General features: G+C 65.8%; 26 protein-coding genes. 7 read left to right on the plus strand and 19 right to left on the minus strand.

Annotation, left to right across the window (positions count from 1 at the left end):
- Window positions 1-25: 25 nt before the first annotated feature.
- Window positions 26-769: a hypothetical protein gene (locus MU856_RS08995; protein WP_234178637.1), complete on the minus strand. Its 744-nt coding sequence runs from the start codon at window positions 767-769 to the stop codon at window positions 26-28.
- Between the two features lie 128 nt (window positions 770-897).
- Here MU856_RS08995 and lipB point away from each other — a divergent pair, with 128 nt between their 5' ends.
- Both lipB and MU856_RS09005 read left to right on the plus strand, forming a co-directional pair.
- On the plus strand, window positions 898-1551 hold the full coding sequence (lipB, locus tag MU856_RS09000) for a lipoyl(octanoyl) transferase LipB (RefSeq protein ID WP_263588927.1): 654 nt from the start codon (window positions 898-900) through the stop codon (window positions 1549-1551).
- A gap of 9 nt (window positions 1552-1560) precedes the next feature.
- Window positions 1561-1890 (plus strand): hypothetical protein, encoded by a 330-nt coding sequence (locus MU856_RS09005; RefSeq protein ID WP_263588928.1) that lies wholly within the window; start codon window positions 1561-1563, stop codon window positions 1888-1890.
- Window positions 1891-1911: 21 nt separating this feature from the next.
- Here MU856_RS09005 and queE read toward each other — a convergent pair whose 3' ends face one another.
- The 6 genes from queE to MU856_RS09035 form a co-directional block, all read right to left on the minus strand.
- Window positions 1912-2544 carry a 7-carboxy-7-deazaguanine synthase gene (gene queE / locus MU856_RS09010; RefSeq protein WP_234178633.1) on the minus strand — a complete coding sequence of 211 codons (633 nt, stop codon included), beginning with the start codon at window positions 2542-2544 and terminating at the stop codon, window positions 1912-1914.
- Window positions 2545-2547: 3 nt separating this feature from the next.
- Window positions 2548-3240, minus strand: a complete 693-nt coding sequence (gene queC / locus MU856_RS09015; protein ID WP_062903239.1) for a 7-cyano-7-deazaguanine synthase QueC — start codon at window positions 3238-3240, stop codon at window positions 2548-2550.
- Window positions 3241-3425: 185 nt separating this feature from the next.
- Window positions 3426-3815, minus strand: coding sequence for a hypothetical protein (locus MU856_RS09020; protein ID WP_263588929.1), 390 nt, complete (start codon window positions 3813-3815; stop codon window positions 3426-3428).
- A gap of 142 nt (window positions 3816-3957) precedes the next feature.
- Window positions 3958-4872, minus strand: coding sequence for an Hsp33 family molecular chaperone HslO (locus tag MU856_RS09025; protein WP_186402233.1), 915 nt, complete (start codon window positions 4870-4872; stop codon window positions 3958-3960).
- Window positions 4869-5807: an ornithine carbamoyltransferase gene (gene argF, locus MU856_RS09030; protein WP_217372365.1), complete on the minus strand. Its 939-nt coding sequence runs from the start codon at window positions 5805-5807 to the stop codon at window positions 4869-4871. The genes MU856_RS09025 and argF overlap by 4 nt, the downstream gene beginning before the upstream one ends.
- On the minus strand, window positions 5804-6991 hold the full coding sequence (locus tag MU856_RS09035; protein WP_062902667.1) for an aspartate aminotransferase family protein: 1188 nt from the start codon (window positions 6989-6991) through the stop codon (window positions 5804-5806). The genes argF and MU856_RS09035 overlap by 4 nt, the downstream gene beginning before the upstream one ends.
- Before the next feature lie 172 nt (window positions 6992-7163).
- On the opposite strand from MU856_RS09035, the gene MU856_RS09040 reads away from it, so the two are divergent.
- Both MU856_RS09040 and MU856_RS09045 read left to right on the plus strand, forming a co-directional pair.
- Window positions 7164-7592, plus strand: coding sequence for a hypothetical protein (locus MU856_RS09040; protein WP_186402236.1), 429 nt, complete (start codon window positions 7164-7166; stop codon window positions 7590-7592).
- Complete coding sequence (locus MU856_RS09045; protein ID WP_263588930.1) at window positions 7589-8512, plus strand: cation diffusion facilitator family transporter; 924 nt, start codon at window positions 7589-7591, stop codon at window positions 8510-8512. The genes MU856_RS09040 and MU856_RS09045 overlap by 4 nt, the downstream gene beginning before the upstream one ends.
- Here MU856_RS09045 and MU856_RS09050 read toward each other — a convergent pair whose 3' ends face one another.
- On the minus strand, window positions 8513-9499 hold the full coding sequence (locus MU856_RS09050) for an LLM class flavin-dependent oxidoreductase (RefSeq protein ID WP_263588931.1): 987 nt from the start codon (window positions 9497-9499) through the stop codon (window positions 8513-8515).
- 49 nt (window positions 9500-9548) lie between these two features.
- A complete protein-coding gene (locus MU856_RS09055) occupies window positions 9549-10001 on the minus strand; it encodes an Lrp/AsnC family transcriptional regulator (protein ID WP_186402239.1) in 453 nt (150 codons plus the stop codon).
- 74 nt (window positions 10002-10075) lie between these two features.
- On the opposite strand from MU856_RS09055, the gene MU856_RS09060 reads away from it, so the two are divergent.
- Entirely contained in the window at window positions 10076-10666 is a 591-nt protein-coding gene (locus tag MU856_RS09060; RefSeq protein WP_263588932.1) for a LysE family translocator, read from the plus strand.
- A gap of 67 nt (window positions 10667-10733) precedes the next feature.
- Window positions 10734-11750, plus strand: a complete 1017-nt coding sequence (locus MU856_RS09065; protein WP_062902672.1) for an aldo/keto reductase — start codon at window positions 10734-10736, stop codon at window positions 11748-11750.
- Here the strand turns inward: MU856_RS09065 and MU856_RS09070 are convergent.
- The 4 genes from MU856_RS09070 to MU856_RS09085 form a co-directional block, all read right to left on the minus strand.
- Window positions 11735-12151, minus strand: coding sequence for a hypothetical protein (locus MU856_RS09070; protein WP_263588933.1), 417 nt, complete (start codon window positions 12149-12151; stop codon window positions 11735-11737). The two genes, MU856_RS09065 and MU856_RS09070, sit on opposite strands and share 16 nt — an antisense overlap.
- A 24-nt stretch (window positions 12152-12175) precedes the next feature.
- Complete coding sequence (locus tag MU856_RS09075; RefSeq protein ID WP_263588934.1) at window positions 12176-12316, minus strand: hypothetical protein; 141 nt, start codon at window positions 12314-12316, stop codon at window positions 12176-12178.
- A gap of 16 nt (window positions 12317-12332) precedes the next feature.
- Window positions 12333-13202, minus strand: coding sequence for a dienelactone hydrolase family protein (locus tag MU856_RS09080; protein WP_186402242.1), 870 nt, complete (start codon window positions 13200-13202; stop codon window positions 12333-12335).
- A 135-nt stretch (window positions 13203-13337) separates the two neighbouring features.
- Entirely contained in the window at window positions 13338-14009 is a 672-nt protein-coding gene (locus MU856_RS09085; RefSeq protein WP_186402243.1) for an HAD family hydrolase, read from the minus strand.
- Between the two features lie 62 nt (window positions 14010-14071).
- Here MU856_RS09085 and MU856_RS09090 point away from each other — a divergent pair, with 62 nt between their 5' ends.
- Window positions 14072-14260, plus strand: coding sequence for a hypothetical protein (locus MU856_RS09090; protein ID WP_058811798.1), 189 nt, complete (start codon window positions 14072-14074; stop codon window positions 14258-14260).
- Window positions 14261-14270: 10 nt separating this feature from the next.
- Here the strand turns inward: MU856_RS09090 and MU856_RS09095 are convergent, their stop codons facing one another.
- Genes MU856_RS09095 through glmU form a run of 6 tightly spaced genes read right to left on the minus strand, consistent with a single transcriptional unit; the run spans window position 14271 to window position 18988 of the window.
- Complete coding sequence (locus MU856_RS09095) at window positions 14271-14684, minus strand: GFA family protein (protein ID WP_186402244.1); 414 nt, start codon at window positions 14682-14684, stop codon at window positions 14271-14273.
- Window positions 14681-16504: a glutamine--fructose-6-phosphate transaminase (isomerizing) gene (gene glmS, locus MU856_RS09100; protein ID WP_234178626.1), complete on the minus strand. Its 1824-nt coding sequence runs from the start codon at window positions 16502-16504 to the stop codon at window positions 14681-14683. The genes MU856_RS09095 and glmS overlap by 4 nt, the downstream gene beginning before the upstream one ends.
- Window positions 16505-16519: 15 nt before the next feature.
- The gene (locus MU856_RS09105; RefSeq protein WP_062902678.1) at window positions 16520-16888 is read right to left on the minus strand and encodes a type II toxin-antitoxin system VapC family toxin; all 369 of its coding nucleotides are present in this window, start codon (window positions 16886-16888) and stop codon (window positions 16520-16522) included.
- Window positions 16885-17271, minus strand: a complete 387-nt coding sequence (locus MU856_RS09110; RefSeq protein ID WP_062902679.1) for a ribbon-helix-helix protein, CopG family — start codon at window positions 17269-17271, stop codon at window positions 16885-16887. Before MU856_RS09110 ends, MU856_RS09105 begins: the two co-directional genes overlap by 4 nt.
- A 38-nt stretch (window positions 17272-17309) precedes the next feature.
- Window positions 17310-17624: a hypothetical protein gene (locus MU856_RS09115; protein ID WP_062902680.1), complete on the minus strand. Its 315-nt coding sequence runs from the start codon at window positions 17622-17624 to the stop codon at window positions 17310-17312.
- Entirely contained in the window at window positions 17621-18988 is a 1368-nt protein-coding gene (gene glmU / locus MU856_RS09120) for a bifunctional UDP-N-acetylglucosamine diphosphorylase/glucosamine-1-phosphate N-acetyltransferase GlmU (protein WP_263588935.1), read from the minus strand. The genes MU856_RS09115 and glmU overlap by 4 nt, the downstream gene beginning before the upstream one ends.
- Between the last annotated feature and the right edge of the window lie 8 nt (window positions 18989-18996).

Consider the following 18996-nt stretch of genomic DNA (forward strand, 5'->3'; position numbering starts at 1 on the left):
ATCCATTCTCCCCTGTTGGACATGGTCAGGCGAAAATATCTCCCGCCTGGGTTGTCGCCAGCTGCCGATAGGCGGCCGCCGAAATCGCGATCGAGACCATCGTCGCGACGAGCCCGAAGCCCGCTTCGACCAACCCGCCGAGCATCTTGCCGACGCTGCCCGCGCCGCCGATCATGCCGACGAGCCCGCCCACCAGCGAGGCGGCGATGATGACGACCAGCGTGACGAGAAACAGGAAGAGGAAAATGCGCCAGCCATTGCCGCGCGTCATCTGCCAGCTCGTCGCGATCACCTCGACCGGATTGCGGATCGCGCGGTCGGCGACCAGCGGCGCGACGAAAGCGAGCCGCCCGATCAGATAAAGCCCCGGAATGATGAGCAGCAGAAAGCCGACGCCCAGCATCAGGCCGGTCAATATCTGCACCGCCACGATGGTGAGCAGCATCGAGGCGGCAAAGCCCAGCGCCTCGCCGACGCTGGTGCTCGACCGCGACAGCCACAGCCGCATGATCGCCACTGTCCCGAACATGGTGAACAGCGCAACGCCGATCTGATACGGCAGCATCTGAAGGATATTCTGCCGCATTGCTGCGGTCAGCTGGTCGATCGTCGCTTCGGCGGGCGGCTCGATCGGCGCCGGGCCGAACCAGGCCACCGCAAGCGCCGGCAGGAAAAGGAAAACCGCCGCGATGGTGCCGGTGAGCGGGCGGTGCGCCTTCAGAAGCTGAATGGCATCGTCCCACGCCGCGCCCATATCGAATTTTGCCATTGATACCCCGTCATTTATCGCTTCGGATTGGCGCTGAACCTGACTGGCTTCGCAGCCAAAGTCCAGCCCCGTTCGGTGCGGGTGCCGCCCCCTTGCGCTTCGCGCCCGCGCGGGGCAGAAGCCGCGCGATGTCCGCGCTCCCGCCTCCCGAATGGACCGTTTCGCCCGGCCTTGTCGATTTTCCCGCCGCGCTTGTCGATATGGAGGCGCGCGCCGCCGCGATCCGTGCAGGCACGGCGGGCGAGCGCATCTGGCTGCTCGAACATCCGCCGCTCTATACCGCCGGGACCAGCGCCGACCCCGCTGAGCTGCTCGACCCGCGCTTTCCGGTCTATGACGCGGGCCGCGGCGGGCGCTACACTTATCATGGCCCCGGCCAGCGCGTCGGCTATGTTCAGCTCGACCTCGCGCAGCGCGGGCGCGACGTGCGCGCCTATGTCCATGCGCTCGAAGGCTGGGTGATCGACGCGCTCGCGCGGCTCGGCGTCGAAGCGCGCCGCGCCGAGGGGCGGATCGGCATCTGGACCGATGACCGCGACGGCCGCGAGGCCAAGATCGGCGCGATCGGCGTCCGCGTCCGGCGCTGGGTGACGCTCCACGGCTTTTCGCTCAACGTCGCGCCCGACATGACGCATTTCGGCGGCATCGTACCATGCGGCATCGCCGAATTTCCGGTGACGAGCCTGGCGGAGCTTGGTCGCCCCGCTGATTTCGCCGCGGTCGACGCCGCACTCGCCGATGCCCTTCCGGCCTTTCTCGACAAGCTCGCGGCCAGCGATTAGGACCGGCACATGACGCGGATCATCCTCACCTCGCTCCTCACCTTGTCGCTCGCCGCCTGCGGAGGCAGCGAAGGCAGCAAGACCACGACCAAGCTCGACGCGGTCGAGGTCGAACCCGGCGCGATCAGCGACTCGATGATCGTCCTCGACAATGCGGCGAGCGACGGCACCGCGGTCGACACGAGCGTACCGAGCGACAATATGAAAAAGGCCGACAGCAAGGCCGACGACGAAAGCGTCGACAGCAGCAGCAGCGATGCAGCGCCCGCGGATCAGAGCGACAATCCCGACGCCGTTCCCGCTCCGGCGGCAAAGAAGGCCCAGGTCGACAGCCAGTAGGGCGGTCGCGAGCCTCTTCGCTCAGCGCAGCCCCAGCGTCTTGTGCGTCTGGAGCGACAGGCGCCAGCGCGGATCGCGCATCACCAGATCGATACAGTTCCGGACATTGTCCGCGGCATTGGCATCGTCGAGCGGCTGGATCAGCCGATGCGCAAAATCGAGTTCTGCGAGCCGTTCGACATCGCTTCCCGGCTGCGGCCACACCAGCTTGAGTTCGTCGCCGCTCGTCTGGACCAGTTCGCTGCCTGCCTTGGGACTGATACAGATCCAGTCGATCAGCCGCGGCACCGGCAGCGTACCGTTGCTTTCGATCGCGACGGTGAAGCCCTCGCCATGCAGCGCCTCGATCAGCGCATCGTCGACCTGCAACATCGGCTCGCCGCCGGTGAGCACGACATAGCGGCCCCCTTGCGCCGCCCCCCATGTTTCGCCAATCCGCTCCGCCAGCGCCGCAGCATCGGCATATTTGCCGCCCAGCGTCCCGTCGGTGCCGACGAAATCGGTGTCGCAGAATTTGCAGATCGCCCTGGCGCGGTCCTGCTCGCGCCCCGTCCACAGGTTGCAACCCGCAAAGCGGCAGAAGACCGCGCGCCGTCCGGCCTGCGCCCCCTCGCCCTGCAGCGTCAGGAATATTTCCTTGACCGCATAGGTCATGGGTCAGGCCTCGACTGCGTAGCGCGTCGGGTCGGCGAGCCCGGCGTCGGCGAAGCCCTTGCGGCGCAGGCGGCAGCTGTCACACAGGCCGCAATGCAGTCCCTCGGGCGTCGGGTCGTAACAGGACCAGCTCATCCCCGCATCCATGCCGAGCCGCGCCGCCTCGGCCGCGATGTCGGCCTTGGTCATATGCTGCAGCGGCGCATGGATCACAAAATCGACCCCCTTGTCGCCGTCGCGCGTCGCGAGCTGCGCGAGATGCTGGAAGCCCGCGATGAATTCGGGGCGGCAATCGGGATAGCCTGAATAGTCGAGCGCGTTGACGCCGATGAAGATGTCCTGCGACCGCCGCGCTTCGGCGAGGCCGAGCGTCAGCGACAGGAAGATCAGGTTGCGCGCGGGAACATAGGTGACGGGAATATCCTCGCACACGCCGTCCTTGGGCACATCGATGTCGGCGGTCAGCGCCGACCCGCCGAAGCGCCGCAGATCGAGCGGCAGCACGATATGCTCGGCCGCGCCCACCGCCGTCGCAATCCGCGCCGCCGAGTCCAGCTCGACGCGGTGCCGCTGGTTGTAATCGACGGTCAGTGCAACGATCCGTGCCCCCGCCTCGCGCGCCAGTCCTGCGCAAACCATCGAGTCCAGACCGCCCGACAGAAGGACGATCACCGTTTTTCCGGAAAGATCCTGCATCGCGGCGCGATACGCCCGCGCCGCGCTTCGCGCAAGACCGCGATTTGTGCGGCGCACCAAAGAAAATGGGCCGCGCGTCGTTCGACGAGCGGCCCAGTGCGGCATGAATGCCGTTAGGGAGAAGGACACACATCGGCGTGTCGCAATCCCCCTTCTAGCGAAGGATGGTTAACAAAAGGTTTGTTTCAGCAGCCGCCGGCGCGGCGCGCCTCGATCGCCTGCGAGAAGGGCTTGCCGTCGGCGATCCCCTGCGTGTCGATCTGAACGAGGCGGTTCGTTTCGCTGCGGATCGTGGTGCGGCCATGCCCGGCGCCGGGGCAGGTGTAATGCACCGTCACCGATGTCGGCGTATCCTCGATCACATAGCGCGAGCAGGTCGCGCGCGGATGATAGACCTGGATCAGGCGGCGCGCGTCACCCAGACATACGGTCTGGAGTACCGCATCCGTGCCGCGCTCGCGCAGCTGCCAACTGCCCTTTTCCAGCCGGTCGAGCATGGCCAGCGTCGGCGCCTGCGCAGGCACCGCGCTCGTCGCTCCGGTCAGGGCAAGCGCCATCGCCGATATGCGAAACATGGGAGAGAAGATCGTCATTTGCACCTTGTCCACCGGCCGTTCCGTGTGGAACGGCAACGACCCCGCGCATCACCTAATCATCGAACCCGCATATTTCAACCATTCAGCGCACGCATGCCTCGCTTCATCGACGGCCCGTGCGTCAGTGGCGGGTCGCGATCTCGGCGAGCGGGACGGGGAACAACCGCGAACAAAAGGCGCAATCGACCTGGATGATCCCCTCTTCGTCGGCCATTTCCTGCCGTTCGGCTTCGGGAAACTGTGCCAGCACCCGCGCATAATGGTCGATGTTGCAGCGGCAGCCGCGCGACACCGCCACGCCGGGTTCGACGCGCACTTCCTCTTCGTGGAACAGCCGCCACGCCAACGTCTCGAGCGAGGCCGCGGCGTCGGTCAGTTCCTCGTCCTTCAGCGTCGCCGCAATCGTGCGCGCATGGTCCCATTCGGGATGATCGGCGCGCGCTTCGATCCGGTCGCGCCCGACCTCGCCGTCGGGCAGATGCTGCAGCAGCAGCCCGCCGGCGACACAGCCGAGCTCAGCGTCGTGCCGCGCGCAAAGGCGGACGAGGCTCGGTATCTGCTCGGACTGCTCGAAATAATGTTCGGCGGCATCGGCGATCGACGATCCTTCGAGCGGGACGATCCCCTGCCAGCGCTCGCCGCTCACCGCCTGATCGAAGGTGATCGCCAGAAAACCCTCGCCGAACAGACCGAACAGCGTCGGATCGGGGCCGACCTCGGCCAGTCGTTCGGCATCGAACTTCAGATAGCCACGCAGCTCGCCAGCGCGATAATCGCAGACGAGCAGATCGACGGGACCGCCGCCGGTCTGCGCCTGCAGCGTCATCTGGCTTTCATCGTCCTTGAGCGTCGAACCGAGCAGCACGGTCAGCACCAGCGCCTCGGCGAGCAGCTTTTCCATCACCGGCGGATAGCTGTGCGCCGCCATGATGCGGTTGAGCACCGGCCCCAGCCGCACGAAGCGGCCGCGGACATGCCGCTCGGCGATGGTGAAGATCAGGGGTTCGTCGAACCAGGTTTCGCGCGTCTCGCTCACAATTTCCCCAACGCCCACAAAAGAACCGATTTCTGTGCATGGACGCGGTTTTCCGCCTCGTCCCACACGCGCGACTGCGCGCCGTCGATCACCGCATCGACCACCTCTTCGCCGCGATGAGCGGGCAGGCAGTGGAGGAAGAGCGCATCGCCCTTCGCCTTGCCCATCAATCGCTCATCGACCTGATAGGGCGCCATTGCGGCCAGTTTGTTGTGGGCATGCTCCTGCCCCATCGACACCCAGGTATCGGTGACGACGATATCGGCGCCCGCGACCGCCTCGGCCGCGTCGCGCAGGATGTCGATGCGCGCGCCCTGTGCGCGGGCCGCCTCGACGAAGCGCATGTCGGGGTCGTAGCCTTGCGGCACCCCGGCGCGAACATTGAAGCCGAACAGCCCCGCCGCCTCGATCAGCGAGGCGAGCACATTATTGCCATCGCCAAGCCACGCGAGCTCAAGGCCGGGCAAGGCCTTGCCGCCCTCGACGATCGTCAGCAGGTCGGCAACGATCTGGCACGGGTGCGACAGGTCGGTCAGCCCGTTGATCACGGGGACGCTGGCATGTTCGGCCAGCTCCTCGATCTTCGCATGATCATCGGTGCGGATCATGATCGCATCGACATAGCGCGACAGGACGCGCGCCGTATCGGCGATGGTTTCGCCGCGGCCGATCTGCATCGACCCCGCTTCCATCACCATCGCGCTGCCGCCGAGCTGGCGGATCGCCATGTCGAACGACGCGCGCGTGCGGGTCGAATTCTTCTCGAAGATCATCGCCAGCACATGGCCCGCAAGCGGCGCGTCGGCATCGACCCGGCCCTTGGGCCAGGCTGCGCGCGCCGTCTTGCGGTCGATCGCGTCGGCAAGCATCGCCGCGATGGCATCCCCGCCCGCGTCGGACAGGTTCAGGAAATGCCGCAGCGCGGGTGCGCTCATGCTTCCGGCGGCGTGTAGCTCGCCGCCCCCGCCGACAGTTTCTCGATACATTCGTCGATATGACCCTGTTCGATGTTCAGCGGCGGCAGGATGCGCACGACATTGTCGCCCGCCGCGACCGTCAGCAGTCCGTGGTTGTCGCGCAGATGCGCGACGAAGGCACGGCTGTCGGACTTCATCTTGATGCCGAGCATCAGGCCCATGCCGCGGATGCTTTCGAACAGATGATCGTGATTGGGGATAAGCTGTTCGAGCGCGCCGCGCAGCCGCTCGCCCGTCGCCTTGACCTGATCCATGAAGCCATCCTCCAGGATGACGTCGAACACCGCCTGCCCCGCCGCCATCGCCAGCGGATTGCCGCCATAGGTCGATCCGTGCGTGCCGATGACCATGCCGCGCGCCGCCTTTTCGGTGGCAAGGCAGGCGCCGAGCGGGAAGCCGCCGCCGATGCCCTTTGCGGTCGCCATGATGTCGGGCGCGACGCCGAACTGTTCATGGGCATAGAGCGATCCGGTGCGCGCGACGCCGCACTGGACCTCGTCGAACACCAGCATCAGGTCGCGTTCGTTGCAGATGTCGCGCAGCCCCTGCAGAAAGGGTTGCGACGCCGGGCGGATACCGCCTTCGCCCTGCACGGGTTCGAGCAGGAAGCCCGCCGTGCTGTCGTCGACCAGATCGAGCGCGGCGTTGAGATCGTCGAAGGGCGCATAGGCAAAGCCCGGAAGCAACGGGTCGAAGCCCTTGCGCAGCTTTTCCTGATTGGTCGCCGAAATCGTGCCGAGCGTGCGCCCATGAAACGCATTGTTGAAGGTGATGAGCGTGTGCTTGTGCGCATTGCCCGCGCTTGAATGATAGGCGCGCGCGGTCTTGATCGCACATTCGACCGCCTCGGCGCCCGAATTGGTGAAGAACACCGTATCGGCGAACGTATTGTCGACCAGCCGCTGCGCAAAGGCTTCACCCTGCGGGCTGCCGTAAAGGTTCGACACATGCATCAGCGTCGCCGCCTGATCCTGGATCGCCTTCGTCAGATGCGGATGGCCGTGACCGAGGAGGTTGACCGCGATGCCGCTCGCGAAATCGAGATAACGCTCGCCGCGCTCGCCGATCAGATAGGCGCCCTCGCCTCGCACCGGACGCACACCGCACCGGGGGTAAACGGGCATCAGCGGCGTGATCGACATATCGGGCACCTTTCCAAAAAGCCTAAAGTAAAAAGGCGACCCCAAAGCGGGCCGCCCTTGCACGGGCCGCCCCTATACCGCCGCCGCCAGAGGCGCGTCAACACGGCGCCTGACCCTGTCCTGTTCGATGCAACCAAGCCCTTTGATCCGCGTTCGCCCAATGATGCGAAAGATGCCCGCGCTCCTGTTGCTGCCCCTGCTGCTCGCCGCATGCGACGGCATGCCGCGCGATGCCGGCGGCACCAGCGAACGCATTTCCCGCACCGGCACGATGCGCGTCATCGTCCTTCCCGCGACACCCGACGCCGCGCCCGCGCTCGCCCTGCTCGGTCGCTACGCTGCGGCGCATGGCGCAACCCTCGCGCGCGTCGAGGCGCATGGCGAGCACGCCCTCCACATGCTTGAAGAAGGCGATGTCGATGCGGTGGTCGGCCATTTCGCCAAGGCCTCGCCGTGGAAGACCGAAATCGCGCTGTCGAAGCCGCTGACGCATGGCGAGCCCGACGATGCCGACACGCCCGTCCTGCGCATCGCGCGCCGCAACGGAGAAAATGCCCTCGTCCTCGCTACCGACCGCATGGTCGCAGAGGCGCGGCGATGACCGTCCACGGCGGTATTGATCCCGTCATCGCCGCCGACGTCCGGCGCGGCGAACGGCTCGAATGGTGGACGCTCTTCTGGATGAGCAGCGTGATCGTGCTGATGTGGCTGACGATGGGCGCCAGCCAGGCGATGAAATCGGCGGTGATCGAAGATTTTCTGAGCCTGGTGCCCGCGATCGTCTTCCTGCTCGCGGCGCGATGGGAACGCCGCGATCCGAACCGGCGCTTTCCCTTCGGCTATCGGCGGGGCAACAGCCTGGCCTTTCTGATCGCGGCAACCGCGCTGCTCTCGGTCGGTGCCTTCCTGTCCTATGAAAGCATCACCACGCTCATCCGCCGCGAACATCCCACCGTCGGCGGCGTCACCCTCTTCGGCCACACGGTCTGGCTCGGCTGGCTGATGATCGCGGCGCTGGTCTATTCGATCGTCCCGCCGATCATCCTCGGCCGGATCAAGCAGCCCGTTGCCGAACGCATCAAGGACAAGGTGCTGCACACCGACGCGCTGATGCAAAAGGCCGATTGGCAGACCGGGCTGGCGGGCATCGCGGGCATCGTCGGCATCGGTCTCGGCTGGTGGTGGGCCGATGCGACGGCAGCGCTGTTCATCGCGCTGTCGATCGTCAAGGACGCGATCGGCGCGCTCGATCAGGCGGTCGCCGAACTGCTCGACGGGACGCCGCGCAAACTGGCCTCGAACGAACTGTCCGACGATGCCGAGGATCTGATCGCGGCGCTCAAGGCCCGCTATGGCGATGTCAGCGTGCGGCTGCGCGAAACGGGCCGCTATATCGATGCCGAGGTCGATTGCCCCTCGCCCGCCGACGTGCCGACCGCCGCCGACCTGATGGGGGGCGACGCGGCGTGGCGCCTCGCCAGCCTGAGCTTCCGTCCCGAACCGAGCGATCCGCCCGCCTGATCAGAGGCGCTTCGCCGCCTCGATCGCGATGGCGAGCGAGCGCTTGCGCGCGACATGGTCGTACATCGACGACGCGACGATCACCTCGTCGGCGCCGGTGCGCGCGGCAAAACTCTCTAGGCCCGCGGCGATGTCGTCGACCGTGCCGACCGCCGAACATTGCAGCACATGGTCGAGGATCGCGCGCGCATTGGGTGGAAGGCTGTCCTTGTAACCCGCCAGCGGCGGCTTCATCTTGCCCGGATTGCCGGTGCGCAGCGCGACGAACGCCTGCTGCTGCGACGAGGCGAGCAATTCGGCCTCCTCGCGCGTGTCGGCGGCGAAGACGTTGAACGCGGCGGCGGCGTAGGGCTCGGCCAGCTGCTCCGAGGGCCGGAACTGGCGGCGATAGATGTCGAGCGCCTCGTCGAGCGCGTCGGGCGCGAAATGACTGGCAAAGGCATAGGGCAGCCCGAGCATCGCCGCGAGCTGCGCGCCGAACAGGCTCGACCCCAGGATCCACAGCGGCACATTCGTCCCCTCGCCCGGCACCGCGCGGATACCCAGCGGGTCGTCCCCGGCAAGGAAGGCCTGCAATTCGACCACATCCTGCGGAAACTGGCGCTCGTCGCTCGCAAGATTGCGGCGCAGCGCCTGCGCGACGCGGCCGTCCGATCCCGGCGCGCGGCCAAGGCCCAGGTCGATGCGGCCGGGAAACAGCGCCTCCAGCGTCCCGAATTGTTCGGCGATCACCATCGGCGCATGATTGGGCAGCATGATTCCGCCGGCGCCGATCCGGATGGTCGACGTCGCCTGCCCGATATGCGCGAGCACCACCGACGTCGCCGCACTCGCGATCCCCGCCATCCCGTGATGCTCGGCCACCCAGTAACGCGCATAGCCGAGCGCTTCGGCATGGCGGGCAAGATCGGCGGCATTGGCGAGCGACTGGGCGATCGTGCCCGTGTCGGTGACGGGGACGAGATCGAGGAAGGACAGTTTCAGCATGAAACCGATATGCGGTGGCGGACGATGAGGTTCAAGGCGTTACCCTCGATCAAGCCCGCTCGTCCTTCGGCGAATCCATCAGCACATAGGTGGTGATCGAATGGACCTGCGGCAGCACGCCGAGCACTTCGGTATGGAAATGCTTGTACGCCGCCAGATCCTGCGTCTCGACGCGTAGCAGATATTCGATCGTCCCGGTAATATTGTGGCATTCGCGCACTTCGGGTGCGAGCGCCATCGCCGCTTCGAAATCGCTCTGCGACTTCTTCGTGTGCGACGACAGGCCGACGGTCACATAGGCCAGAAAGGTCAGCCCCAGCTTCGCCGGATCGACCACCGCGCGATAGCCCTTGATGACCCCGCTGCGCTCGAGTTCCTGCACGCGGCGCAGACACGCCGAGGGCGACAGCCCGACGCGGTCGGCGAGCTCGATGTTGGAGATTCGCCCCTCGCTCGCAAGTTCGCGCAATATCTTGCGGTCAATCTGATCCAGTCCAGCCATAAGTTGCAAAACTTATCACATTGACGCCAAAATTTGCAACCCGCCGGGACAGTTTCGCCCTTATGTTGCGCGGCATGCAACAGACCACCTTCGCCGCGCTTGCCGCCTTTGCCCTCGTCTCGTCGATCACGCCGGGGCCGAACAACATGATGCTGATGGCTTCGGGCGCCAATTTCGGACTGCGCCGCACCGCGCCGCATGCGCTCGGCGTGGGGTTCGGCTTCACGCTCATGATCGTCCTCGTCGGCGTCGGGCTGATGGGCCTGTTCGACCTGTTTCCGGTGTTGAACCTCATCCTCAAGGTCGTGAGCGTCGCCTATCTGCTGTGGCTGGCGTGGAAGATGGCCAACGCCGGCGCGCCGAGCGGCGGCGACAGCCTGCGCGGCAGACCGATGAGCTTCGGGCAGGCGGTGCTGTTCCAGTGGGTCAATCCCAAGGCCTGGTCGATGGCGCTGACCGCGATCGCGCTCTATGCGCCCGATCGCAATATCGCCGCGGTCCTGCTCGTCGCCGCGATTTTCGGCGTCATCAACCTGCCCTCGACCAGCCTGTGGGCGGTGATGGGCGTTTCGCTGCGCGGCTGGCTGTCATCGCCCGCACGGCTGCGCGCCTTCAACTGGACGATGGCGGTGCTGCTCGTCGGATCGCTCGCGTTGCTGATCTGATTGCAAGGTTGCGATCCGCAACCTATGCACGGGCCAGCTACCCCTCTCGAGACCGGAGATCCGCCCCATGAAAACGCGCCGCCTGGGCCAGAGCGCCATCCACGTCACCGACATCTGCATGGGCACGATGACTTTCGGCAGCCAGACCGATGAGGCCGAGGCGCTGCGCATCCTCGACCGCTGCTTCGACGAGGGGATCAATTTCTACGACACCGCCGAAGGCTATCCGGTACCGCCGGACATCAAATGGGTCGGCCGCACCGAAGAGATCGTCGGTCGCTGGCTCAAGACCAAGAACCGCGACGCGATCATCCTCGCGACCAAGGTCTCGGGACCGAGCCATGTCTGGTTCAAATCGCCGTGCCGCGGCGGCATGACTGCGCTCGACCGCCACAACATCCGCACCGCCATCGAAGCAAGCCTGACGCGACTGCAGACCGACTATGTCGACCTCTACCAGACGCACTGGCCCGACCATGACGCGCCCTATGACGAGATCATGGACGCGCTCGACGAGCTGGTCCGCGAAGGCAAGGTACGCATCCTCGGCTGCTCGAACGAGACGAGCTGGGGCCTCATGAAATCGCTCGCGGCGTCGGAAAAGCTGGGGGTCGCCCGTTATCACACGATCCAGAATAATTTCAGCCTCAACAACCGCCGCTTCGAGGACGAGCTGGCGCAGGTCTGCCGCCAGGAGGGCGTCAGCCTGATCCCCTATTCGCCGCTCGCCGGCGGCGTCCTGTCGGGCAAGTATCAGGGCGGCGCGACGCCCGAAGGCGCGCGCTTCTCCCGCTATCTGGCGATGGAGGGGCGGCAGGCCGCAATGGGCCGGCGCTTCGTCAACGACAAGTCGCTCGCCGCCACCGAACGCTATCTCGCGATCGCCGCCGAGGCCGGCATCGACCCGGTGACGATGGCGACCGCCTGGTCGAAGCAGCATGACTTCGTCGCCTCGACCATCGTCGGCGTCAGCGGCTACGACCAGCTCGAACCGATCCTCGCCGCAAAGGAGCTGGTGCTCGACGCCGCGCTGATGAAGACGCTCGACCGCGTCGGCAAGGACATCCTCTACCCGATGGGGTGATCGACACGGCGAAGCGTCGGCCATTCGAGGACGAGCGCCTCCCCACACCGTAAGCCCCGCCATGCCTTCGACACCGTATCGAAGGCAGCAAACACGTCGGCTTGGACAGCGTCGATCCGCGCGCGCTCGTCGCTGCTGAGCGTTGTGCGCACGCGCGCAGCCTCGTCCACCGCCGCGCGCTGCGACGCGCTGTCCGAACGGGTCCGGCTGCGCCAACCGATGTCGAACAGGAAAGCGGCGAGCTCGGACAGTTCGCCTTCGCGCCCCTGCCCCTTCATCAGCGCTGCACCCTTCGCTGCCTGTTTGCGCGCCGCGCGGCGATGGGTCCTGGCATCGGCGCCTTCCGGGGCGCCGATATGAAAGGACCCGGCATCCCCGCCCGCCCCAATCTGGCCGAACACGCCGCCTTTCAACCCGAGAAGCGCTTAGGCGACAAAATGCACCATGTCGTGCGGCAAGTCGGGATCGAAACCCGGCGCGGGATCCATCACCAGGGCCGGCGCCGACGCGCGATCGATCCGCATCGCGTAACGCCGCTCGCCCGACCGAATGAAATGAACCCTCATCGCATCATCGGCGGCGTCAGAGCGCCGCCTTGAACAGCTCGAGCATCCGCCCCCACGCCTTTTCGGCTGCCGCCTCGTCATAGGCCCGGCCGTCGGGCGGGCACCAGCCGTGCATCGCGCCCTTATAGACCTCGACCTCGTGCCACTGCTTGCGCGGCAATAGGACCGCGTTCAGCCGGGTCTTTTCTTCAGGGTCCTTCGCATCGTCATTATCGGCGATCGCAAAGAGATACCCGGCGTCGCTCGCGGGGATCAACAGATGCGGGCTGTCGGGCTTGTCGGTCGCGACCGACGCGCCGTGAAAGCTCGCCGCCGCCTTGACGCGCGCCGGATTCAGCGCCGCGGTATAGATGACCATCGGCCCGCCCATGCAATAGCCCGCGGTGCCGACCCCTTTCGCCGTATCGACCTCCGCCTGCGCATCGAGGAAGGCGAGATGCGCCTTGGCGTCGGTCTGCACGAGCGCGCGGTTCAGTTGCTTGAGATAGCCGAACAGCGTCTCGCGCACGCCGGGATCGTCGAAATCATGTCCTGCATAGACCACCGGCGCCTTCGCCCAGCGATAGAAGGGGTTGACGCACAGCACGGAATAGCCCGCCCCGGCAAGCCGGTCAGCCATCTGGCGAAAGGCGGGGCGCAGCCCGCGAATGTCGGGCCACATCAGCACACCGGGATGCTTGCCCTCGCCGGGCGCGACGAAATAGGCGTCGACGGTGCCGTCGTCGGTCGTGATCGTGACGTCGCGCCCCTTGATCGTCCCAGCCGCACAGGCCGCTGCGGGCAGCATTGCCGCCACCGCCCCGACGCCCATCAGCGCGCCGAAGTCGCGGCGCCGCACGGGCAGACCGGCACGGTCAAGGTCGGCTTCGGTAAATTCATCGCACATCGCATCTCTCCTCGGGTGGGGTGGGCCGTGAGAAACGGCAGGAAACCGCCGCTCGTCACGCGCGATCAGGGTTCGCGCGGACGGATCGCCGGGTTACCCGCAGCCTAACCGGCCTTTCCCTTGCAGGACAGCAATTTATGCGGTGGCTGCAATCGGCAGGCGGTGCAGCGTGGCGAAGTCCTCCGCAACATGGTGGACGCCAACGGCGCGCAGCATCGCGCCATGCGCGCCGCGATCGACGATATGCCCGGCGCCGCAAAAGCCGACGACTGTCATCCCCGCGGCAAGCGCCGCCTGCGCGCCCGTCGGCGAATCCTCGATCGCCAGACAGGCGGCGGGAGCGGCGCCGATACCCTTCGCCGCCGCCAGATAGATGTCGGGATGCGGCTTGCCGCGATCCCAGCCGTCGGCGCTGTAGACGTGCCGGCCGAAATGATGCGCAAGCCCGAAGCGGTCGAGCGACATGGCGATATAGGCAGGGCTGCTCGACGAGGCGATCGCGCGCGGCCGGTCGCCCAGCGTCGCCAGAAACTCGGGCGCGCCCGGCACCGGCGCAAAGCCCTCGGCAAAGCGCTCGCGCGCCCGCGCCCGGTGCTGCTCGCGAAAATCAGGTGGCAGCGGCCCGCCGAGCCGCACCTCGATCCGCCGCTGCGTCTCCTGCCAATTATGGCCGTAATAGTCGCGCAGACACTCGTCATAGCTCGTCGGCAGGCCGATCGCGGTCAGGCTTTCGGCAAGCGTCGTGTTGGCGCGCACCTCGCTGTCGGCGATGACGCCGTCGAAATCGAAAATGATGGCGGTGGGCATTACGCGAAACTCATTATCTTCATACTTCACCGATAGAGCGGCCGGGGTCAGGAGACACAGTCATGAAATTCATTACCCTGAAATCGCGCGGCGGCGACTATCTCCTCGTTGCCGAAAATGTCGCCTGGCTTCGCGACTATGAAAATGGCCAGACGCAGGTCGGTATGGTCGGCGGTGCGCCGCTTCTGGTCGCCGGCAAGATCGACGACATTGCGGCGTCGATCCTGGCGCAAGCGAACGCGGCGGAGTGAACCACCGGACTCAGGGCATCACCGCGGCTTCGCGCGCATAGCCCCACGCCCCCTCGCCCGACCAGCCGCGCCCGTCGGGATAGACGAGCTTCAACCCGCTGAGCCGGTCGGGCGCGAACAGCCGCATGTTGACCCCCATCAGATCGACCGCGCCGCCCATCCGCTCGATCAACCCTGCGGTCGCCGACCAATGCGTCGAACAGCCGCAGGTCGTACAGAAATGCAGATCCGAATTGGGGTTCGCCCGGTCGGCGCGATTATAGGTCCGCGTTTTGCCCCCGATCGCGACGTCCTTCGGCGAATAATAGGCCCAGAGGATGCCGTGCGAAAGGCAGAGCGAGCAATTGCACTCGGCCACCTCTTCGGGCGCCTTGGCAAGACGCACCGAGACGGCGCCGCAATGGCAGGTCGTGTTCCAGGTCACTCCACCGTCACCGATTTCGCCAGATTGCGCGGCTGGTCGACGTCGGTCCCCTTCGCCACCGCCACATGATAGGCCAGCAGTTGTACCGGCACCGCATAGACCAAGGGCGCGATCAGCGGGTGGACCTTGGGCATCTCGATCGTCGCCATGCAGCCGTCGCCGGCTTCGGCGAGGCCTTCCGCATCCGAAATCAGTACGACCTTCCCGCCGCGCGCCATCACTTCCTGCATATTGCTGACGGTCTTTTCGAAAAGCGGCCCGCTGGGCGCGAGGACGATCACCGGAACCGCCTCGTCGATCAGTGCGATCGGGCCGTGCTTCATCTCGCCCGACGCATAGCCTTCGGCGTGAATATAGCTGATTTCCTTGAGCTTCAGCGCCCCTTCGAGCGCCAGCGGATAGTCGGGGCCGCGCCCCAGATAGAGGACGTCGCGCGCCGGGGCGATCAGATGCGCCATCGCTGCGATTTCCTCGTCATGCGCGAGCGCCGCATTCAATGCGGCGGGCGCTTCGATCAGATGCTTTACGATCTCGCGCTCGTCAGCCTCGCTGAGCTTGCCCTTCTTGAGCGCGAGGTGCGCGGCGAGCGCCGCGAGCACCGCGAGCTGACAGGTGAAGGCCTTGGTCGACGCGACGCCGATTTCCGGCCCGGCGTGCGTCGGGAGAAGCAGGTCGGCCTCGCGCGCCATGCTGCTCGTCGGCACGTTGACGACCACCGCGATCGTCTGGCCGTTGGCCTTGCAGTGGCGCAGCGCGGCGAGCGTGTCGGCGGTCTCGCCCGACTGCGAGATGAAGAGCGCGAGCCCGCCCGGTTGCAGCACCGGATCGCGGTAGCGGAACTCGCTCGCGACATCGATGTCGACCGGAACCCGGGCAAAGGTCTCGAACCAATATTTGGCGACCATGCCGGCATAATAGCTGGTACCGCACGCGACGATGGTGATGCGGTCGATCGCCGACAGGTCGAAATCCATCTGCGGCAGCGCCACCGTCTGTTCGAGCGGGCGGATGTAGGAGGAGAGCGTCTGCGCGACGACGGTCGGCTGCTCGAAAATCTCCTTCTGCATGAAGTGGCGGTAATTGCCTTTTTCGACTGCCGCGGCGGTGACGCCCGACGTCGTGATCTCGCGCGTCACCGGATTGTTGTCGGCGTCGTGGATCTGCGCGCCGCCCTTCGTGATGACGACCCAGTCGCCCTCTTCGAGATAGGAAATCTTCTGCGTGAGCGGCGCGAGTGCGAGCGCGTCCGAACCGAGATAGGTCTCGCCTTCGCCATAGCCGACGACAAGGGGCGAGCCGAGGCGCGCGCCGATCAGCAGGTCGGGATGCTGGCGAAACGCGATCGCGAGCGCGAAGGCGCCGCGAAGCTGCGGCAGCACCGCCTGCACCGCCTCCTGCGGCGACTTGCCCGCCTCGACCTGTTCCGAAACGAGGTGCGCGACGACTTCGGTGTCGGTTTCGCTTTCGAACACCCGGCCGCGCGCCTGCAGCGCCTCGCGCAGCGACTTGAAATTCTCGATGATCCCGTTGTGGACGAGCGCGACTTCCTGCGTCGCGTGCGGGTGCGCATTGCTCGTCGTCGGGGCGCCGTGGGTCGCCCAGCGCGTGTGCGCGATCCCGACGGTGCCGGGCGCCGGATGGCCCGCCAGTTCCTTGACGAGATTATTAAGCTTCCCCTCGGCGCGGCGGCGGATCAGCTGGCCATCCTCGACCGTGCACACCCCCGCCGAGTCATAACCGCGATATTCCATGCGCCTCAGCCCGTCGACGAGGCGATCCGCCACTTGGGCCTGGCCGATAATTCCGATAATTCCGCACATGGGGATTCTTTCTGCTTAGCGAATTTGAGGGACGCGAATACCCGGCATATTTGCTGGGAAATCCTTGACATTTCGGGTCACGAGGATGCGATGATTAACCTGCGCCGACGCCAGGATCATGGCATCGGCAAGCTTCAGGCGCGGACGCTCCCTGCGCAAAGCAGCCGCATGTGCCGCGATGCGCGTATCGACTTCATCGATCGAAAAGCCGCCCAGAAAATTTTCGATGATCTTGAGCGTGCCGCCGGGCTCTTTCGACAACACCTCGATCCATGTGATCCGGCTGATCCAGGGACGGTCGACGCGCGCAATTTCCGCATGCGCAATCCGGTCCCCGGTCAGCGCATCGATCAGGATGTTGCTGTCGAATGAGTAGCCGCTCACTTTTTCTTCTGCTTGCGCGAAGGCTTCTTGCCCGACTTTCGGGGCGCCTTCATTTCAAGGTAACGCTGACGCTCCCGGCCATCATCCTCGTCGAACAAATCTGGGAATTCAGCCTTCACTTCCTCATAATCATCGTCCCACGGACGAGTCCAGGATGCCCGCTCGCGACGCTGCCATTCAACGGCGTCGCCGATGTCATCCCGATCATTCCATGCGCCGAAGGCCTGATCGAGCCAATGCTTCGAACCGGCATCGTGCGATTGCGCCTTATAGGTGGCCACGACATCGCGGAGAATCGACGCGCGCGACTTGCCCTGCTCGGTCGCAAGCTGGTCGAGCCACTTGATGTCCTCATCGGGCAGGTCGGCAAGTATCCGCGTCATTGATATACTGATATCATATCATGATATCATGTCAATCCTCACGCGCGCCCGAAATTGCGGTCGACGAAGGTCATTGCAAATTGCACCGGATCGGCAGGGCGGCCGTGCGCGGCAGCGAATTTGACGCGGCCGTCGTCCCAAATCTTGCGGATCTGCGCCGCAAGGTCGGGCGCGAATTTCATCTGCTGCGCAACCATCTCCTGCCAGCTTCCGGCAAGGCCCAGGCTGTGGCGCAGCGTCGGTTCCATCGCCGCACAATAGCTGCGCGTCGGCTCGTCGAGATGCCCGATCGCGTCGAGCACCCAGGCGTCGACATAGCGCAGGAAGGGCTTGTCTTCGTAACGGTCGCTCATGCCTTTTTCTCCGCCGCCTTCTTCTTGCGCATCGCGTCGTGGAAGCGGTCGGCCCAGCCGGGCTTTACCGACTGTTCGGCGCGGACAATGCGCAGCTCGCCATCCATCACGTCGCGCGTCACGGTGCTGCCCGCCGCGACGATCGCGTCGGCGCCGATCTTCACCGGCGCGACCAGCGCGCTGTTCGACCCGATGAAGGCGCGTTCGCCGATCACCGTCTGATATTTGAAATAGCCGTCATAATTGCAGGTGATTGTGCCCGCGCCGATGTTAGCGCCCGCCCCCACCGTCGCATCGCCGATATAGCTGAGGTGGTTCGCCTTCGCGCCCCTGCCGAGCACCGCCTTTTTCACCTCGACGAAATTGCCGACCTTCGCCTTGTCTTCCAGCACCGCGCCGGGGCGCAGCCGGGCATAGGGGCCGACCTCGCACCCCGCGCCGATACTCGCGCCCTCGATATGGCTGAAGGCGCGGATCGTCGCGCCGTCGGCGACGCGGACGCCGGGGCCGAAGACGATATTGGGCTCGACCGTCACGTCGCGGCCGATTTCGGTGTCCCAGCTGAACCAGACGGTTTCGGGCGCACGCAGTGACGCGCCGCCCGCCATCGCCTCCTCGCGCTTGAACGCCTGCCACTGCGCCTCGGCAGCGGCGAGTTCGGCGCGGCTGTTGATCCCCGCGACGTCGGCAGCGTCTGTCCTGACCACGGCGCAGTGCCGACCGTCGGCATTGGCGATATTTACGATATCGACGAGATAATATTCCTTCGCCGCGTTGTCGTCGGTTACGCGTGCGAGCAGCGCGAATAGATCGGCCGCCTTTGCCGCCATCAGTCCCGAATTGCAGAGGCGTACCGCGCGTTCGGCCTCGCTCGCGTCCTTGTGCTCGACCATTTTCACGACGCGATCGCCATCGGTGATCACGCGGCCATATTGCAGCGCATCATCAGGCTCGAACGCGAGGACGACGACTGCGGGCGCATCGGCAGCGTTCAGACGGTCGACCATTGCCTGCATTGTCGCGCTGGGCACAAAAGGCACATCGCCATAAAGGATCAACACATCGCCGGTGAAGCCCGCAAGCGCATCTTGCGCCTGCTGCACCGCGTGCCCCGTGCCGAGCTGCGGCTCCTGCACCGCCAGCGCCGCGCTGCCCGCGAGTGCCGCCTCGATCTGGTCGGCCTTGTCGCCGACGACGACGACCTTCTTCGCGGGCGCCAGCGCGTCGACCGCGGCCATCAGATGCATCAGCATCGGCCGCCCGGCAATGGGGTGCAGCACCTTGTGGAGATCGGACTTCATGCGGGTGCCCTTGCCCGCGGCAAGGATGACGGCGGCGATGGAATTGCTCATGCCGCGTGCCATGCCAGCAA

The organism is Sphingopyxis sp. GC21 (assembly GCF_025727575.1).
Classification (GTDB): Bacteria; Pseudomonadota; Alphaproteobacteria; order Sphingomonadales; family Sphingomonadaceae; genus Sphingopyxis; species Sphingopyxis terrae_A.

Coding starts and splice junctions, on each gene's coding strand:
- MU856_RS09060 (WP_263588932.1), top strand. CDS start 10,076: ATGCAACAGACCACCTTCGCCGCGCTTGCCGCCTTTGCCCTCGTCTCG.
- queE (WP_234178633.1), bottom strand. CDS start 2,544: ATGACCTATGCGGTCAAGGAAATATTCCTGACGCTGCAGGGCGAGGGG.
- MU856_RS09075 (WP_263588934.1), bottom strand. CDS start 12,316: ATGAGGGTTCATTTCATTCGGTCGGGCGAGCGGCGTTACGCGATGCGG.
- queC (WP_062903239.1), bottom strand. CDS start 3,240: ATGCAGGATCTTTCCGGAAAAACGGTGATCGTCCTTCTGTCGGGCGGT.
- glmU (WP_263588935.1), bottom strand. CDS start 18,988: ATGGCACGCGGCATGAGCAATTCCATCGCCGCCGTCATCCTTGCCGCG.
- MU856_RS09055 (WP_186402239.1), bottom strand. CDS start 10,001: ATGGCTGGACTGGATCAGATTGACCGCAAGATATTGCGCGAACTTGCG.
- argF (WP_217372365.1), bottom strand. CDS start 5,807: ATGAGCGCACCCGCGCTGCGGCATTTCCTGAACCTGTCCGACGCGGGC.
- MU856_RS09110 (WP_062902679.1), bottom strand. CDS start 17,271: ATGACGCGGATACTTGCCGACCTGCCCGATGAGGACATCAAGTGGCTC.
- MU856_RS09020 (WP_263588929.1), bottom strand. CDS start 3,815: ATGTTTCGCATATCGGCGATGGCGCTTGCCCTGACCGGAGCGACGAGC.
- MU856_RS09005 (WP_263588928.1), top strand. CDS start 1,561: ATGACGCGGATCATCCTCACCTCGCTCCTCACCTTGTCGCTCGCCGCC.
- MU856_RS09115 (WP_062902680.1), bottom strand. CDS start 17,624: ATGAGCGACCGTTACGAAGACAAGCCCTTCCTGCGCTATGTCGACGCC.
- MU856_RS09040 (WP_186402236.1), top strand. CDS start 7,164: ATGCCCGCGCTCCTGTTGCTGCCCCTGCTGCTCGCCGCATGCGACGGC.
- MU856_RS09080 (WP_186402242.1), bottom strand. CDS start 13,202: ATGTGCGATGAATTTACCGAAGCCGACCTTGACCGTGCCGGTCTGCCC.
- MU856_RS09050 (WP_263588931.1), bottom strand. CDS start 9,499: ATGCTGAAACTGTCCTTCCTCGATCTCGTCCCCGTCACCGACACGGGC.
- MU856_RS09090 (WP_058811798.1), top strand. CDS start 14,072: ATGAAATTCATTACCCTGAAATCGCGCGGCGGCGACTATCTCCTCGTT.
- MU856_RS09085 (WP_186402243.1), bottom strand. CDS start 14,009: ATGCCCACCGCCATCATTTTCGATTTCGACGGCGTCATCGCCGACAGC.
- MU856_RS08995 (WP_234178637.1), bottom strand. CDS start 769: ATGGCAAAATTCGATATGGGCGCGGCGTGGGACGATGCCATTCAGCTT.
- lipB (WP_263588927.1), top strand. CDS start 898: ATGTCCGCGCTCCCGCCTCCCGAATGGACCGTTTCGCCCGGCCTTGTC.
- MU856_RS09045 (WP_263588930.1), top strand. CDS start 7,589: ATGACCGTCCACGGCGGTATTGATCCCGTCATCGCCGCCGACGTCCGG.
- glmS (WP_234178626.1), bottom strand. CDS start 16,504: ATGTGCGGAATTATCGGAATTATCGGCCAGGCCCAAGTGGCGGATCGC.
- MU856_RS09035 (WP_062902667.1), bottom strand. CDS start 6,991: ATGTCGATCACGCCGCTGATGCCCGTTTACCCCCGGTGCGGTGTGCGT.
- MU856_RS09065 (WP_062902672.1), top strand. CDS start 10,734: ATGAAAACGCGCCGCCTGGGCCAGAGCGCCATCCACGTCACCGACATC.